Source organism: Pedococcus sp. 5OH_020 (genome assembly GCF_027812955.1).
Taxonomy (GTDB): domain Bacteria; phylum Actinomycetota; class Actinomycetes; order Actinomycetales; family Dermatophilaceae; genus Pedococcus.
Genome location: NZ_JAPYZV010000002.1, coordinates 205544 through 220042, shown reverse-complemented (window position 1 = coordinate 220042; position 14499 = coordinate 205544). Strand labels below are relative to the sequence as shown.

The following is a 14499-nucleotide window of genomic DNA, read 5'->3' as shown; positions in this document are numbered from 1 at the left end:
TGGCACGCTGCGTGGGTGTTGGTCGTCGGCGACCTCGCCCACTGGTGCAACCGGCGGACGCCTCCGCTGGTCCACCACGTCATGACCGAGGTGAAGTCGGCGGTGAGGGCCACCACCCGGATCTGCCCGGCCTACGGGCCGGCGGGCGTCCTCTTGTCCATCGGCGTCTTCTTCCTCCTGGCCGGGCTTGACCCCTTTCTCATTGCCGGTCTCGCCACGCTGGCAGCGACCTTGGCCCTCATAGGCGGCCACGCCGGACGTCCCGCGTCATGGCCATCGGCTTGGCGCTGTGGCTCATCGCGTCGATCCTGACTGGCACGGCGCTCTACGCTCTTGCGCACTTGCGCTACGCGATGGCGCGTCCGCCGCAGAGAGACGCCGGCACCGCGCCGTCGGAGTGGTTCGCAGGCTATCGGGCGATGGAGCTACCGATGCGACTCGGCGGCAGCGGCCGCGGCTGCCGCTTCGGCGCGCGTTCGCACTCCCAGCTTCGTGAGCACGCGGCTCACGTGGTGTTCGACGGTCTTGGGTGCGAGGAACAGCCGGGCGGCGATCTGGGCGTTGGTGTCGCCGCGTCGCAGACCGGCGAGTATGTCTGACTCGCGGGCCGTCAGTTCGGGTAGCGTGCGGGGCAGTGCCGAGCGGGGAGAGCTCGCACCGTGTCGCCGCAGGATCGCCGCGCTGCGGTCGCGGAGGGACCCAGCCCCGAGCCGGAGCGCGATCGCGTGGGCAGCCCGCGCGGCAGCGATTGCCTCGTCGCTGGAGCTGGTGATGTCGGCGAATGCCAGCCAGGCTCGCGCCGCCAGCAGCGGTCGCGCCGTTCGAGTGAAGGCGCTTCGCGCCGATTCCAGATGGCGGCCGGCGTCGTGGATGCGGCCGTCTGATGCGGCGAGGAGCCCGTCGGCCAGGTCGGCCAACCCGTCCACCACCCCTGCATCGCTCTGGGTCGCCAGAGCACGCAGCTGGCGCGCTGCGAGAGCTGCCTGCTCGGATGAGCCGCCGGCCAGGCCCGCCTCGGTAGTGCGGGCAAGCAGCTCGGCGCGGCGCAGAACGTCGTTGCCCAAGACGGGGATGGCCCGCAGCAGGACAGCGAGGGCAAGCCCTGGTTCGCCCCGGGCCAGGTGCAGTCCGGCGAGCGGCCCGGCCGCCTCCACGGTGTCCTCGATCGGCGCGAGAAGCTCGGCCGCCTCCTCGACAAGGCCGTGGTGGATTTTCAGTTCTGCCAGCCGCGCGCTTGCCTGAGTGCGCTGTGACGCGGTCGCGCCCATCGTCCGGTCGAGGGTCATGCGTACGGCCGCCTCGGCCTCCGACCACTCCCCAACGGTGCACAACACGCCGCCGAGTGCCAGCTGGCAGTGCACGCCGAGCATCAGGGGCCGACCCCCGGCTGGCATGAGAACCGACTCACGGATGATCCGCAGCCATTCGGTGGCCCGCTCAAGATCGCCGGCGCGGTCACAGGCTGACAGCAACGAGCAGCAGGTCGTGCTCAGAGCCCACGGGTCTCGCAGCTCGCCGCTGCTCACGCAGGCCAGCGCCTCCTCGAGATGAACGAATCCGGCATCGAGCAGCCCCTGCGACACCAAGGCGAAGCCGAGGTCGGCCAGCGCACGCGTGTGCAAGGCGGTGTCGCCGTACTCGGCGGCGATCTCGAGCGCACGCCGCGCGCTGCGCTCCACCTCAGCGGTGTTCGGACGGTCGCAGGCCAATCGAGCAAGCTCCCAATAGCCCCATTCCACGCAGGGACCGGCCTGGTCAAGCAACCGGCGACCCCGTTCCAGCCAGCCCCGCCCGATGGACGGATTACCCAGACCGCTCCAGTGCAGCTCGCCGAGAAGGGCAGCGACACGGGCAGCGACGGCGATCTGGCCGGCGTCCCGCAGCTCGAGGAACGCCCTCTCCCAGTGAGCGCGAGCCTCGTCCATCCGGTCATCGACATACGCCAGGCCACCGGCAGTGACCGGGTCGATCGGCTCCGACGACACACGGAAATCCTACGGATTGCCGCGTCACCTAGGGGGTTGATCGAGGGGGTTCACCGATGTGGCCGGGGGCCGGACGCCGTCACCGTGTGGGGTACCCGAACCTCGAAAGGACACTCCGATGACCGCCACCACCACGATCACCGCCGCCCCGGCAACCCACCTCATGCGTGCTCTGCGACGGCGGGAGATCAGCAGCCGGGAACTCCTCGAGCAGTACCTGGCCCGCATTGAGGAACGCAACCCTGCGCTCAACGCGGTCGTCACCCTCGACGTCGAGGGCGCCCGCGCCACTGCCGCCGCCGCCGACCAGGCCACCGCCCGAGGCCATGACCTCGGCGCTCTGCACGGCCTGCCGATCACCATCAAGGACTCACTCGAGACGACGGGGATGCGCACCACGTCCGGCGCCCCCGACCTCGCCGGCTATGTCCCCGCCCGCGACGCCGATGCGGTGGCGCGTCTGCGCGCCGCCGGGGCGGTCATCTTCGGCAAGACCAACCTTCCGACCTTCGCCATGGACTGGCAGACGTACAACCCGGTCTTCGGGACGACCAACAACCCGTGGGACCTGGCCCGCACGCCTGGCGGCTCATCCGGCGGCGCCGCCGCCGCCATCGCCGCCGCACTGACCGGCCTTGAGCTCGGCAGCGACATCCGCGGCTCCCTGCGGCAACCCGCCCACAACACCGGCATCTTCACGCTCAAACCGAGCTTCGGCCTCGTCCCGGTCCGCGGCCATATCCCCGGGCCACCCGGCACCCTCAGCTCACCGGACCTGGCCGTCGTGGGCCCGCTGGCTCGCAGCGCCGATGACCTGGACCTCGCACTCGACGTGCTCGCCGGACCGGACGCCGCCATGGCGACCGCGTGGCGCCTGCGCCTGCCCGCGCCCCGCGGTCGATCACTGAGCGACTACCGCATCGCGGTATGGCTGGACGACGCCGCGGCGCCCGTCGACTCAACCGTCCTGCGCGTGCTCGCCTCGGCAGTTCAGGAGCTGCGGCACGCGGGCGCGCACATCAACGACGACGCCCGACCGGTCGATCTGGCCGAGTCGAACGCGACCTTCGACAAGCTGTTCCAGGCCGCGGTGTCGCCCGGTGCCGCGGACTGGAACCACACCAACGAACGCCGCGAGCAGCTGCGGGCGCAATGGCAGGCGTTCTTCCGCTCGTTCGACGTGATCCTCACGCCGGTCTCGCCGGTCACCGCGATCGAGCACGACCACGCGGGCACCCCGGACACTCGCACGATCACCGTCAACGGGCAAGCCCGACCCTACGTGGACCAGTCGATCTGGACCGGCCTGGCCGGAGCCTCCTACCTACCGGCAGCCGTCGCACCCGTCGGCCGGACGACCGGCGGACTGCCCGTCGGCGTGCAGGTCATTGCCCCCTACCTCGAAGACCGCACCGCCATCGACGTCGCCCGCCACATCGAACGCGTCATCGGCGGCTACAACGAACCCGAATGAGCGGAGGAAACCGCCGGCCATGACTCGACCGCCGCACGGCCTTGTCGCGTTGCCAGGTCGGACAGTCTTGCGTCGGGCGGGACATGATCCACAACAGAAGGGGCGTCACCGCCCGCGAGTCCACCGCCCTCAGGACGGCGGTACTGGACGATCGGCACGATGCTGGAGGCTGAGGTGACACCGAGTGTGAGGACAGGCTGGGCGACGGCAGGCCGGCGGCCGTCGTCGCGACTCGGCACGAGCTCGGAGGAGCCCAGAACCGGCGGGTGAGCTCGGTCACCGACGCGCCGTCCAGCACCTCCAACACCGCCCAATACCGCAGCTCGCACAGCCAGCTCCCGGCACAACAGTCACTCGCCGTCATTGTGGCGAGCCGTCCCTCCAACAAGGAACGACGAGAGACGCGCAAAGCGGCACGTCAGGGGGTCCCCGATCTGCGGCTTCGGGTGGTGGCCAGGGGCGGGGTCGAACCGCCGACCTTCCGATTTTCAGTCGGACGCTCGTACCAACTGAGCTACCTGGCCGTGGTGGTGTTGACATGCATCCGCGACGGGTCTGACCTGCATTGTCACCTCAGGTAGGCCTGTCGCGGCGGCACCATCCTAGCGCATGCCCTGACCTGTCCCAGACGCCGCGATGGAGTCTGGCGTGGCAGTCATCGCGACCCCTCAGCGCGCACGGCACTCAGGCGGGGAGGATGCTGGACAGCGTCCAGACCGGTCCACGGGTGACCGAGCGCGAGATGACGGAGGAGCGTCGTGCCGATCGATGGTCTGAGCGACGCCTTTCGGTTGCTGGACCTCGGCGGGGTCTTCGCCAACGCCCTGCTCGGTGGCGTCATCGCCCGCAGGGAGAGGCTCGACCCGATCGGGTTCGCAACGCTCGCAGTGCTCTCCGGACTCGGGGGAGGGTTGATCCGCGATGTCCTGCTTCAGCACGGGACGCCGATGGCGCTCACGGACTATGCCTACCTCTTGACGGCGTTCGCCGGCGCGGCCGCCAGCTACCTCGCGGACGTGCAAGGACCGGTGTGGGACCGGATCTGGCCCGTGGTCGACGCCATCGCATTGGGATGTTGGGCCACCGCGGGCGCCACGAAGACCCTCGCCGTCGGGCTCGGCTGGCTTCCCGCGGTGCTCCTCGGCGTGGTCACCGCGGTCGGCGGAGGTGCCGTCCGAGACGTCGTCCTGCGGCGCGTTCCGGGCGTTCTGGGAGGCAACACCCTGTACGCCACGGCAGCCCTGGCTGGCGCCGGCGCCTTCGTGGTGGTGAACAACGCTGGGCACCCCACGGAAGGCTCGGTCAGCGGGCTCGTCGTCGGCGCTGGACTGTGCCTCGTCGCTCGGTGGCGTGGCTGGATCCTGCCGAGTGCGGATGCCTGGTCACCCGCCAACGTCGTCCCGATCCGCTACCGCAGGCGACTCGGCGGACACGTCGTCCATGCCCGCCGCAGAAGGCGGATGCGGCGCAACGCCGACCGTACGCCGACCGACCGGCCGCGCTCCCACCCGACCACCGACTCCACCAGCCCTCCGGAGCAGTCATGACAGCTCGCTCAGCCCCACTGGACGTCCTCGCCGACCTGGAGGGGACGCGGGCCTGGCAGGAGAGCTTCTACGAGGACCTCCACCAGCACCCCGAGCTGTCACACCAGGAGCACCGCACGGCCGGTGCTGTCGCGCAGCGGCTGCGCGACGCTGGATACGAGGTGACGGATGGCGTGGGCGGGACCGGAGTGGTCGGCATGCTGCGCAACGGTGTCGGGGCGTCGGTGCTGTTGCGCGCCGATATGGACGCCCTGCCCGTGGAGGAGGCCACTGGCCTGCCGTACGCGAGCACCGTGACGGCGACGGACCTGAGCGGTGCCGAGGTGCCGGTCATGCACGCGTGCGGGCACGACGTCCACGTCACCTGCCTGCTCGGCGCCGCGGCACTGTTGGCCAACCACCAGGACCAGTGGACCGGCACGCTCGTCGTCCTGTTCCAGCCTGCAGAGGAGCTCGGAGACGGTGCGCGGCGGATGGTGGAGGACTCCCTGGTGCGGCTGGTCGGACCGGTGGACGTGGCCTTTGCGCAGCACGTTCTCCCGATGCCGTCAGGGACCGTCGGAACACGCAGCGGGGCGGTCCTCTCCGCCGCCGACAGTATGCGGGTGACCGTGCACGGTCGCGGGTCGCACGGGTCGATGCCTCAGGCCTCCGTCGACCCCGTCGTGCTGGCCGCGATGATCGTCGTCCGGCTCCAGACCGTCGTGTCTCGTGAGGTGGCACCGACCAGCCCCGCGGTCCTCACCGTCGGCAGCATTCGGGCGGGCAGCAAGAGCAACGTCATCGATGACCACGCGGTGCTCGAGCTCAATGTGCGCAGCTACGACGAGGGCACCCGGTCCACCGTCCTGGACGCCGTCAGGCGGATCGTCACGGCCGAGTGTCAGGCGTCCGGGTCACCAAGCGAGCCGGAGTTCGAGCTCTTCGACCGGTTCCCGCCGACGGTCAACGACCCCGCCACCACCGCACGCGTGCGGGCGGCGTTCGCCGACTACTTCGGTCCCGATGCTCAGGAGCTCGAGCTGCAGAGCGCGAGTGAGGACTTCAGCGACATACCCCACGCTTTGGGCGTGCCCTACAGCTACTGGGGCATCGGCGGCGTCGACGCTGAGGCCTATCGCACAGCTGCCGCCGGTGGCCGAGTGGCGCAGGACATCCCAGTCAACCACTCGCCGCTCTTCGCGCCGGTCCTCCAGCCGACTCTCGACACGGGCACGAGCGCCTTGGTGGTTGCCGCATTGGCCTGGCTGGCGTAAGGGCCGGCCGACCAGGTCGATGGTCGGTCGACGGTACATCCCACAGGCCCAGCGGCCTGAACCGGGCGCCCTTCTCAGCGGACCCCGGCAGTCCGCCCGCCGGCCACGACGAAGACGGCCTGGGACGGCGAGGATGGCTCGGGACGACGAAGAGGCCCGCACTCGCGTGCGGGCCTCTTCGTGGAGAGAGCGACCCCGACCGGGCTCGAACCGGCGACCTCCGCCGTGACAGGGCGGCGCGCTAACCAACTGCGCTACGGGGCCTTGATGGTGCTGGTGGTGCGTATCCCCAACGGGATTCGAACCCGTGCTACCGCCGTGAAAGGGCGGGGTCCTAGGCCGCTAGACGATGGGGACCGTTCGACCGATCCCCCGCCGCCAGCGAGCAGCGCTCGGATCCGTCGAGGACTCGCGAAAGCATACGGGGTGCAGGGCCGGATGACCAAAACGGCGAGTTGGCTGAGTCGGCGTCAGGCCGGCCGGGCCCACTCGGTGAGCCTCTCGACATCCCATGTCGTGACGATGCGGTCCTCGGGGATGCCCAGCCGCTCGGCGCGTTCACACCCGTACGCCTTCATCTCGAGCTGTCCGGGGGCGTGCGCGTCGGAGTCGACGGCGAACAGGCAGCCGAGGTCGAGGGCCAGCCTCACGAGCTCGTCCGGCGGGTCACACCGCTCCGGACGGCTGTTGATCTCCACCGCCGTCCCATGCTGGGCACAGGCCTCGAAGACGGCCCGGGCGTCGAACTCCGAGGGAGGCCTCGTCCCCCGGGACCCCGTGACGAGACGGCCGGTGCAGTGGCCGAGCACGTTCACCCTGGGGTTCGACACGGCCGCCACCATGCGACGGGTCATCGGCGCGGCGTTCATGCGCAGCTTGGAGTGCACGCTGGCCGTGACGACGTCCAGCTTGGCGAGCATCGCGGGGGTCTGGTCGAGTGACCCGTCGTCGAGGATGTCGACCTCGATGCCCTTGAGCAGGGTGAACGTGTCGCCGAGCGACGCGTTCACCCTGTCGACGATCCGCAGCTGCTGGGTGAGCCGCTCCGCCGTCAGACCGTTCGCGACGCGCAGCTGAGGGGAATGGTCCGTGAGGACCAGCCACTCGTGTCCGAGCTCGACCGCCGTCAGCACCATCTCCTCTATGGGGCTTCCGCCGTCAGACCAGCTGGAGTGGGAGTGACAGTCCCCCTTGAGGTGGGCGAACAGCTCCTCACCGCCCCTCACCAGCGGTCTCGCCTTGTCCTGCAACGTCTGGAGGTATGCCGGGAGCTCACCGGAGAGTGCCTCGCCGACCACCGAGGCGGTCGACTTCCCGATGCCTGCGAGCTGCTGGAGGGTGCCGTCCTCGTGCCGGCTCGCGAGCTCCTCGGCCGGCGTCTCGCGCACCGTCACGACGGCTCTGCGGAAGGCCTCCACCCGGTACGAGCCCGCTCTCTCCCGTTCCAGCAGGAACGCGATCCTGCGCAGCGCCTCATCAGGCTCGACGGGTGCCTGCAGCGGCTCGACGGAGGTGACCACGCGGCGTACCACCCCTCACCAGGAGGTGTGCAGCGGGCGACCCTCGGCGAAACCCGCGGTGCTCTGGAGACCGACCACGGCACGCTCCGCGAACTCCGCGATCGTTCGGGCCCCGGCATACGTGAAGCTGGAGCGAACGCCCGCGACGATCTGGTCGATGACGTCCTCCACACTGGGCCTGGCGGGGTCGATGAACATCCTCGCCGAGGAGATCCCCTCCTCGAACATCGCCTTGCGAGCACGTTCGTAGGCGCTGTCGCTCGCAGTCCGGTTCCGGACGGCCCGGCTGGAGGCCATGCCGAACGACTCCTTGTAGCGCCGCCCGCGCTCGTCGGTGTACAGGTCGCCGGGGCTCTCCAGGGTGCCTGCGAACCACGAGCCCACCATGACGTTGGATGCCCCGGCCGCCAAGGCGAGGGCGACGTCGCGAGGGTGCCGCACGCCGCCGTCCGCCCATACGTGCCGCCCGTGCCGCCCGGCCTCCGTCGCGCACTCCAGCACGGCGGAGAACTGGGGACGTCCCACCGCGGTCATCATGCGGGTGGTGCACATGGCGCCCGGGCCCACGCCCACCTTAACGATGTCCGCGCCGGCCTCCAGCAGGTCCCGCGTGCCGGCCGCGGAGACGACGTTTCCGGCCACGACCGGCACCTGCGGGTCGAGGGCGCGCACCGTCCGCAGGGCCTCGAGCATCTTCTCCTGGTGCCCGTGGGCTGTGTCCATCACCAGCAGGTCAACACCCGCCTGGAGCAGGGCCGCCGCCTTGGCCGCAACGTCGCCGTTGATGCCCACCGCAGCGGCGATCCGGAGCCTGTTCCGCCCGTCCGTGTTGGGCTGGTACAGCCGGGCGCGCAACGCTCCGGCCCGGGTGATCAGCCCCACCAGGTTGCCGCCGTCGTCGACGACCGGGGCGACGTGGTGGTGAGCGCTCGCAAGCGCGTTGAAGGCGGTCTCCGGGTCAGTGCCGTCCTGCACGAGGACGGGCTCCCGGGTCATCACCTCGTGGACCTGTGTGAACCGGTCGACGCCTGTCAGGTCCGCCTCGGTGACCACGCCGACCGGGCGCTTGCCCGACTCGTCCACCACGACGGCGGCGCCGTGGGCGCGCTTGGGCAGGAGGCCGAGGGCGGCTCCTGCGGTCTCCGTCCTGGCCAGGGTGATCGGCGTGTCGTGGACGAGGTGGCGTTCCTTCACCCACCGCGTCACCTCGGCCACCACGTCGACCGGGATGTCCTGCGGGATGACGGCGATACCGCCCCGACGGGCGACCGTCTCGGCCATCCGCCGGCCCGCGATCGCGGTCATGTTCGCCACGACGAGGGGGATCGTCGTCCCGCTGCCGTCGGAGGTGGAGAGGTCGACGTCGAGCCGGCTCGCGACGTCCGAACGGCTCGGGACCATGAAGACGTCGTCGTACGTCAGGTCGAACTGGGGCTGGAGCCCGTTGAGGAACTGCACGGCCCCGAGTCTAGGGGCGGTCCCTCAGACCGTCAGTGCCGGAACTGGTGGCGCACGATCTGGTCCCACACGCGGTCGCCGCCGAGCGTGCGGGCTGTGATCATGGCCCGGGCCGCCGGCGTGACGACGTACCGCGACCTGGGCGCCGGCGACTCCACGGCCTTCAGGACAACGGCGGCGACGGTCTCCGGTCCGGCGCTGAGGATCGGGCTGGCGTAGCCGCCGGACGTGCTGCTCGCACTGGAGGCCAGCAGCGGTGCGTAGGGGGAGCGGTCGTGGAGGGAGGCGCCCTCGGAGGTGAGCACGGTCTCGCCGAACCGGGTCCGGATGAGACCGGGCTCGACGAGGCTGACTTTGATGCCGAACGGCCGGACCTCGTTGCGCAGGGCGTCGGTGATGGCTTCGACGGCGTACTTGGACGCGTGGTAGTAGCCACCGACGGGGAAGGTGATGCGGCCCCCCATGGAGCCGATGTTGACGATGCGGCCCGCGCGTGCAGTCCGCATGGCGGGGAGCACGAGCTGGATGAGCCGCGCCAGGCCGAAGACGTTGGTCTCGAACATCTGCCGGACCTTGTCGAGGTCAGTCTCCTCGATCGTGCCGTACTCCCCGTACCCGGCGTTGTTGACGAGTACGCCGACGCGGCCGTGCTCGGCCTGGATGGCGTCCACCGCAGCGGCCATGGACGCCTCCGAGGCCACGTCGAGCTCGAGCGTCCGCGCGCCCGCGACCCGCAGGGCCTCCAGGGTCTGCACGCGTCTCGCCGTCGCGTACACGGTGTGGCCGGCCTTCAGCAGCAGGTCCGCGATGGCGGCGCCGATGCCCGAGGAGCACCCCGTGACGAGGATGGGGCCGGTCGGGCTACCGCTCACTGGTCGTCCTTCGGTCGAGGCTCTCCGGGTCCTTGCGGTTTACGGCGGTTCCGGCGTTGTCCGGCTGTTCCGGGCCTTTCTGGTGTCCGGGGCGCCCGCGCGGCACGAGGCCCTTCGCGGCGCGTGTAGTAGCGCTCGACCGTTGTGTACGCCAGCCAGCCGACGGCGAGGGCAACGACGAACACCACCCACGTGCTCAACCGCGGTGCCAGGGCCCCCAGCCCCTCGCGCACCAGGACGATCGCACACACCGCGACGACGATCGGCCCGAAGGCTGCGGCGGCCGACCGCTGTCCCGGTGGCCCTCCTGGAGTAGGGCTCATGGCGCCAGTCTGCCGTACGTGGCGGTCAGGCCGCTCGGACGTGCCGGCAGCATCGGCGGCATCGGGCGCCGCGGTTGCCCACGACGTCGCTCGTCAGGCATCACGCGCCGACCGGGCAGCGTTGCTGCGCGGGCGGATCCGCACAGGCGGCAGGAGGGGCGCGGGCAGGTGCTGGACCGGTCCGGCATACCCCTCGACGTCCCCGAAACGGGCAGAGTGGCTCATCCACTCCTCGCGCGCTTGTGCCACGTCCTCGTGGCTGCGCCCGACGAAGTTCCACCACATGACGATCTCCTCCTCGAACGGAGGGCCACCCAGCAGCAGGAGCCGGGCCGGCTCCTCGGCGAGGTTGGCCAGCGTGAGCTCCGGCCTGGCTACGGGAAGGTAGCCCAGCGAGCCACGAGCCAGGGGGGTGCCGTTGGCCAGGAGGCCGGCGTCGTCGGCCAGGACACCGTGCTCGAACACCGCGTCAAGCGGCAGGTCGACGCTCGCGCCGGCGTCCACCACGACCTCCGCCCCGAGCAGCGGCGTGAAGGTCTGCACCGGGGACGACTGTCCCGCCAGAGACCCCAGGAAGACCGCGACGGTCGCCTGGCCCAGCCTGGACGGCGTGGGTGCGTAGTGCTCGAAGTGCCTGGGAGCGTTGCGATGCTCATCCGGCAGAGCCACCCAGAGCTGGGCGCCGTGCAAGGTGGTGGTCGCGGGCGTCGAAACCTCGGAATGCGCGATCCCGTAGCCGCCGGTCATGAGGTTGAGCTCGCCGGGGCGCACCGTGGCGTGCGAGCCGAGGCTGTCGCGGTGCTCGATCTCGCCGGCGAAGAGCCAGCTGACGGTCTGCAGTCCGGTATGCGGGTGGGGTGGCACGTCCATGCCGCCCGAGCGGCTCACGTCGTCGGGACCGTAGTGGTCCGCGAAGCACCAGGCGCCGATGAGCGAGCGCTGCCGCTGCGGCAGGGTCCGCCGGACCGTCATGGCGCGGGGACCGCCCAGCGGTACGTCGCGGGGCTCAAGGACCTCCAGCGGTCCAGCGGCTGAGGCAGTGGGCGCACACACCTGCTCCAGTGGCTGCAGCTCACCGTTGCTCATGCGTCAAGTGTCGCACCGGGGCGACAGCGAGCGGGTGCCGTCAGGCGAGTCGGTTGGGGTCAGCACAGTCGGTCAGCACAGTTTGTCAGCCGGGCCCTCCGGTCAGCCGACTGCCAGGACCTGAGGCGCCGCGACCTTGAGGCGGGTCCGCAGCCACTTCGCGGTCGTCTCGCACTCCTCGTGTGCCGAGGTGACCGCCTCCACGAGCTCGAGGTCACGGCACGCCTTGGCACCCTGCTGCAGAACCACCCAGGCGATCTCCGCGCGCTGGGCCTGGAGGTACGTCTCCTGAAGGTCCCTCAGGAGAATGAGCCCCGGCGCCTGTGCCCGGCCGAGGAGTTCGCTGGTCTGGCGCCGCAAGGTGTCCATGACACCGGGGTCGGGGTCGGACTGCCTCGGAGCGTCGGCGCCGTACTTCTGCGCGAAGTCGGTCAGGCTGCGTGCCCTGGCCGCCGCCTTGACGGCCTGCTTGTGACCCAGGTGGTAGACGTCGTGCTCGGCGCCGTGCCGTCCGGCGACCCGTTCGAGCTGGTCGGCCAGGTCCTGCTCCGCTTCGGTCACGGTGTTGATGGCGTGGTCGATCTTCATGGCGAGACCTTGGCGATGCTGACGGCGGCCAGCTTGAGGGTGGGCTGTTTGGAGACGGGATCCCAGGACGTCATCGTCAGCTCGTTCGCGGCGGTGGGACGGTCTCCTGGGCCGCTACCGTCGAGGCTTGCGGAGCTGTCCCAGTAGCCGTAGTGGAACGGCGCGAACACGACGCCCTCCCGGTTCCCGCAGATCCGCGCGGGCGCCTCGATCCTGCCCCTGGCCGACTCCACGCTGACCAGGTCTCCCTCCTCGATCCCGTGCGCGTCGGCGTCGGCGGGGGACAGCTCGACCCACGGCTCCGGGGCGGCCATCTCGAGCTCCGGCGTGCGGCCGGTCTTGGTCCGCGTGTGGAAGTGGTGGACGGTTCGACCGCTGGTGAACAGCAGGGGCCGTTCCTCGTCGGGCTGTTCGTTGGCCGGCTCGTATGCCGCGGCGAGAAGCATGGCGCGCCCGTCCGCGCCGAGGGCGACGTGGTCCTTCCGCTCCCGGCTCGCGCCCGTGGCGAGGTCGTGCCCGTAGTCCTCGGTGTAGTCCGTCTCGGTGTGGAAGTGGTGATCGGTGTACAGCCGCTCCGTGCCGGAAGGGTTCTCAGGGGTCGCAGGCCACTGGATCCCGGGACTGCCGCGCAGCACCTCGTAGCTCAGGCCGCTGTAGTCACACGGCCGCCCCCGCGTCACCTCCTTGAAGGCATCGAAGCACTCCTGCGGTGTTCGCCAGTGCAGCAGCGGCTTGCCGTCCTTGTCCTGCAGCTCCATCCGTGCGGCGTAGTCGAGGAAGATGTCGAGGTCGGCGCGTGCCTCGCCGGGAGGCTCGACGGCCTTCTCCGAGAGGTGGACGGTCCGGTCGTGGTTGGTGAACGTCCCGAGCTTCTCACCCCAGAGGGCTGCCGGCAGGACCACGTCGGCGAGCTGCGTCGTCTCGGTGGGGAAGGCGTCGTTGACGACGACGAAGACCCTGTCCTGGGACAGGATCGAGCGGATCCGGTGGAGTTCCGGCAGTGAGACGGCCGGGTTGGTCGCGGTGATCCAGAGGAACTCCAGCGAGCCTTCCTCGGCGTACCGGAACATCTGCATGACGTGCGTCGGCGGCGCCCAGCTGGGGATCTGCGACTGCTCGACGTTCCACAGCTGCGCCAGCTCGGCGACATGGTCGGGGTTCTGCCAGTTGCGCATTCCCACGAAGTCACCGTCCGCACCCGTCTCGCGGGTGTTCTGGGCGGTGGGCTGGCCGTTCATCTGGAAGACCGTGCAGCCGGGACGCCCGATCATGCCTCGCAGCAACGTGATGTTGTTGACCTGGCACGCCGCGGCGGTCGCCTGGTTCGACTGGTACACGCCTTGGAGGCAGGTCGAGACCAGGCGCTGCGACTGGCCAAGGACCTCTGCGGCAGCGCTGATGTCGGCCGCCGGCACCCCGCAGATCGTCGAGACGAGGTCAGGTGAGTACTCCGCCACAGTCTTCTGGAGCCGCTCGAGCCCGATGGTGTGCTCCTGCACGAACGTCTCATCCACGAACCCTCTGGCGACGAGCTCGTGCTGGATGCCGTTGAGCAGAGCCACGTTCGTGCCCGGACGGATCGGGAGGTGGACCGTGGCGGCCTGCGCGATGCGGGTGCTCCGGGGGTCCACCACGACGAGGCGGGGTGGGTCGCCACCGTCGAGCCGGTCGAGGATGCGGGCCCACAGCACCGTGTGCGTCTCCGGGATGTTGTGGCCCACCGCGAAGATGGTGTCGCAGAGGTCGAAGTCGGTCAGCGAGCCGGGTGCGCCGTCGCTCCCGAACGACTCCTTCAGTGCGAAGTCGGAGGTTGCGGTGCACAGCCTCGTGTTGCCGTCGAGATGCGGCGTGCCGATGCCGCCGCGGACGAGGACGCCGAGGGTGTAGTAGTCCTCGAGGAACAGCTGTCCGCTGGTGTAGAACCCCATCCCGAGCGGACCTCGACGGTTCAGCACGTCTCGGCTGCGTGCCACGACGAGCTCCATGGCCTCGTCCCAGGTCGCCGGCTGGAGCTGACCTTCGCGGCGTACGAGTGGCGTGGTCAGGCGGTCCGGGCTCAGGTTCGCCTGCCAGCCATAGCTTCCCTTGGGGCCGAGCCGGCCGCGGTTGACCCGGTCGTCGGCGCGTCCGCGTACTCCCACCATCCGTCCGTCCACGACGCCGATGTCGAGGCCGCACCCGTTGGAGCACAGGACACAGGCCGACTGGTGCCAGGTCACCATCGCCGCGTCCACGCCGTCGAGCAGCTGCTGGTCCACCCGGCTCGGCCAGCTGCCATCTGCGCCATGCGGCGTTCGACGGCCCCAGACATCCCTCACGCGTTCAGCTTCCATCACTCCTCCTGATCTGACTCACGTGTCGCTGGACGAGTCCACATTCCCCTGGTAGCG

The 14499-nt window shown here is 70.3% G+C and carries 12 protein-coding genes and 3 tRNA genes; 4 read left to right on the top strand and 11 right to left on the bottom strand.

Annotated elements, in window-relative coordinates; all coding sequences use genetic code 11:
• Nucleotides 1-15: 15 nt before the first annotated feature.
• The gene (locus PHA84_RS04540; protein ID WP_270886907.1) at nucleotides 16-312 is read left to right on the top strand and encodes a hypothetical protein; all 297 of its coding nucleotides are present in this window, start codon (nucleotides 16-18) and stop codon (nucleotides 310-312) included.
• A gap of 113 nt (nucleotides 313-425) precedes the next feature.
• Here the strand turns inward: PHA84_RS04540 and PHA84_RS04535 are convergent, their stop codons facing one another.
• Nucleotides 426-1985 (bottom strand): helix-turn-helix domain-containing protein, encoded by a 1560-nt coding sequence (locus PHA84_RS04535; protein ID WP_270886906.1) that lies wholly within the window; start codon nucleotides 1983-1985, stop codon nucleotides 426-428.
• Between the two features lie 118 nt (nucleotides 1986-2103).
• Here PHA84_RS04535 and PHA84_RS04530 point away from each other — a divergent pair, with 118 nt between their 5' ends.
• The gene (locus tag PHA84_RS04530) at nucleotides 2104-3459 is read left to right on the top strand and encodes an amidase family protein (RefSeq protein WP_270886905.1); all 1356 of its coding nucleotides are present in this window, start codon (nucleotides 2104-2106) and stop codon (nucleotides 3457-3459) included.
• A 447-nt stretch (nucleotides 3460-3906) separates the two neighbouring features.
• Here the strand turns inward: PHA84_RS04530 and PHA84_RS04525 are convergent.
• Nucleotides 3907-3983: transfer RNA gene (locus PHA84_RS04525), tRNA-Phe, on the bottom strand.
• Between the two features lie 234 nt (nucleotides 3984-4217).
• Between PHA84_RS04525 and PHA84_RS04520 the strand changes: the two genes are divergently transcribed.
• Both PHA84_RS04520 and PHA84_RS04515 read left to right on the top strand, forming a co-directional pair.
• Nucleotides 4218-5006 (top strand): trimeric intracellular cation channel family protein, encoded by a 789-nt coding sequence (locus PHA84_RS04520; protein WP_270886904.1) that lies wholly within the window; start codon nucleotides 4218-4220, stop codon nucleotides 5004-5006.
• The gene (locus PHA84_RS04515; protein WP_270886903.1) at nucleotides 5003-6262 is read left to right on the top strand and encodes an amidohydrolase; all 1260 of its coding nucleotides are present in this window, start codon (nucleotides 5003-5005) and stop codon (nucleotides 6260-6262) included. Before PHA84_RS04520 ends, PHA84_RS04515 begins: the two co-directional genes overlap by 4 nt.
• Before the next feature lie 190 nt (nucleotides 6263-6452).
• On the opposite strand, the gene PHA84_RS04510 is transcribed toward PHA84_RS04515, so the two are convergent.
• The 9 genes from PHA84_RS04510 to PHA84_RS04470 all read right to left on the bottom strand — a co-directional run bounded on the left by PHA84_RS04510 (nucleotide 6453) and on the right by PHA84_RS04470 (nucleotide 14442).
• A tRNA-Asp gene (locus PHA84_RS04510) sits at nucleotides 6453-6526 on the bottom strand.
• A 20-nt stretch (nucleotides 6527-6546) separates the two neighbouring features.
• A tRNA-Glu gene (locus PHA84_RS04505) sits at nucleotides 6547-6619 on the bottom strand.
• Between the two features lie 113 nt (nucleotides 6620-6732).
• Nucleotides 6733-7782: a PHP domain-containing protein gene (locus PHA84_RS04500; protein WP_270886902.1), complete on the bottom strand. Its 1050-nt coding sequence runs from the start codon at nucleotides 7780-7782 to the stop codon at nucleotides 6733-6735.
• A gap of 15 nt (nucleotides 7783-7797) precedes the next feature.
• Nucleotides 7798-9240: a GuaB1 family IMP dehydrogenase-related protein gene (locus tag PHA84_RS04495; RefSeq protein ID WP_270886901.1), complete on the bottom strand. Its 1443-nt coding sequence runs from the start codon at nucleotides 9238-9240 to the stop codon at nucleotides 7798-7800.
• Nucleotides 9241-9272: 32 nt separating this feature from the next.
• Nucleotides 9273-10112, bottom strand: coding sequence for an oxidoreductase (locus PHA84_RS04490; protein WP_270886900.1), 840 nt, complete (start codon nucleotides 10110-10112; stop codon nucleotides 9273-9275).
• Nucleotides 10109-10435, bottom strand: coding sequence for a hypothetical protein (locus PHA84_RS04485; RefSeq protein WP_270886899.1), 327 nt, complete (start codon nucleotides 10433-10435; stop codon nucleotides 10109-10111). Before PHA84_RS04485 ends, PHA84_RS04490 begins: the two co-directional genes overlap by 4 nt.
• A 93-nt stretch (nucleotides 10436-10528) precedes the next feature.
• Nucleotides 10529-11521 (bottom strand): pirin family protein, encoded by a 993-nt coding sequence (locus tag PHA84_RS04480; RefSeq protein WP_270886898.1) that lies wholly within the window; start codon nucleotides 11519-11521, stop codon nucleotides 10529-10531.
• Between the two features lie 102 nt (nucleotides 11522-11623).
• Nucleotides 11624-12109 (bottom strand): hypothetical protein, encoded by a 486-nt coding sequence (locus tag PHA84_RS04475; RefSeq protein WP_270886897.1) that lies wholly within the window; start codon nucleotides 12107-12109, stop codon nucleotides 11624-11626.
• The gene (locus PHA84_RS04470; RefSeq protein WP_270886896.1) at nucleotides 12106-14442 is read right to left on the bottom strand and encodes a molybdopterin oxidoreductase family protein; all 2337 of its coding nucleotides are present in this window, start codon (nucleotides 14440-14442) and stop codon (nucleotides 12106-12108) included. Before PHA84_RS04470 ends, PHA84_RS04475 begins: the two co-directional genes overlap by 4 nt.
• Nucleotides 14443-14499: the final 57 nt, after the last annotated feature.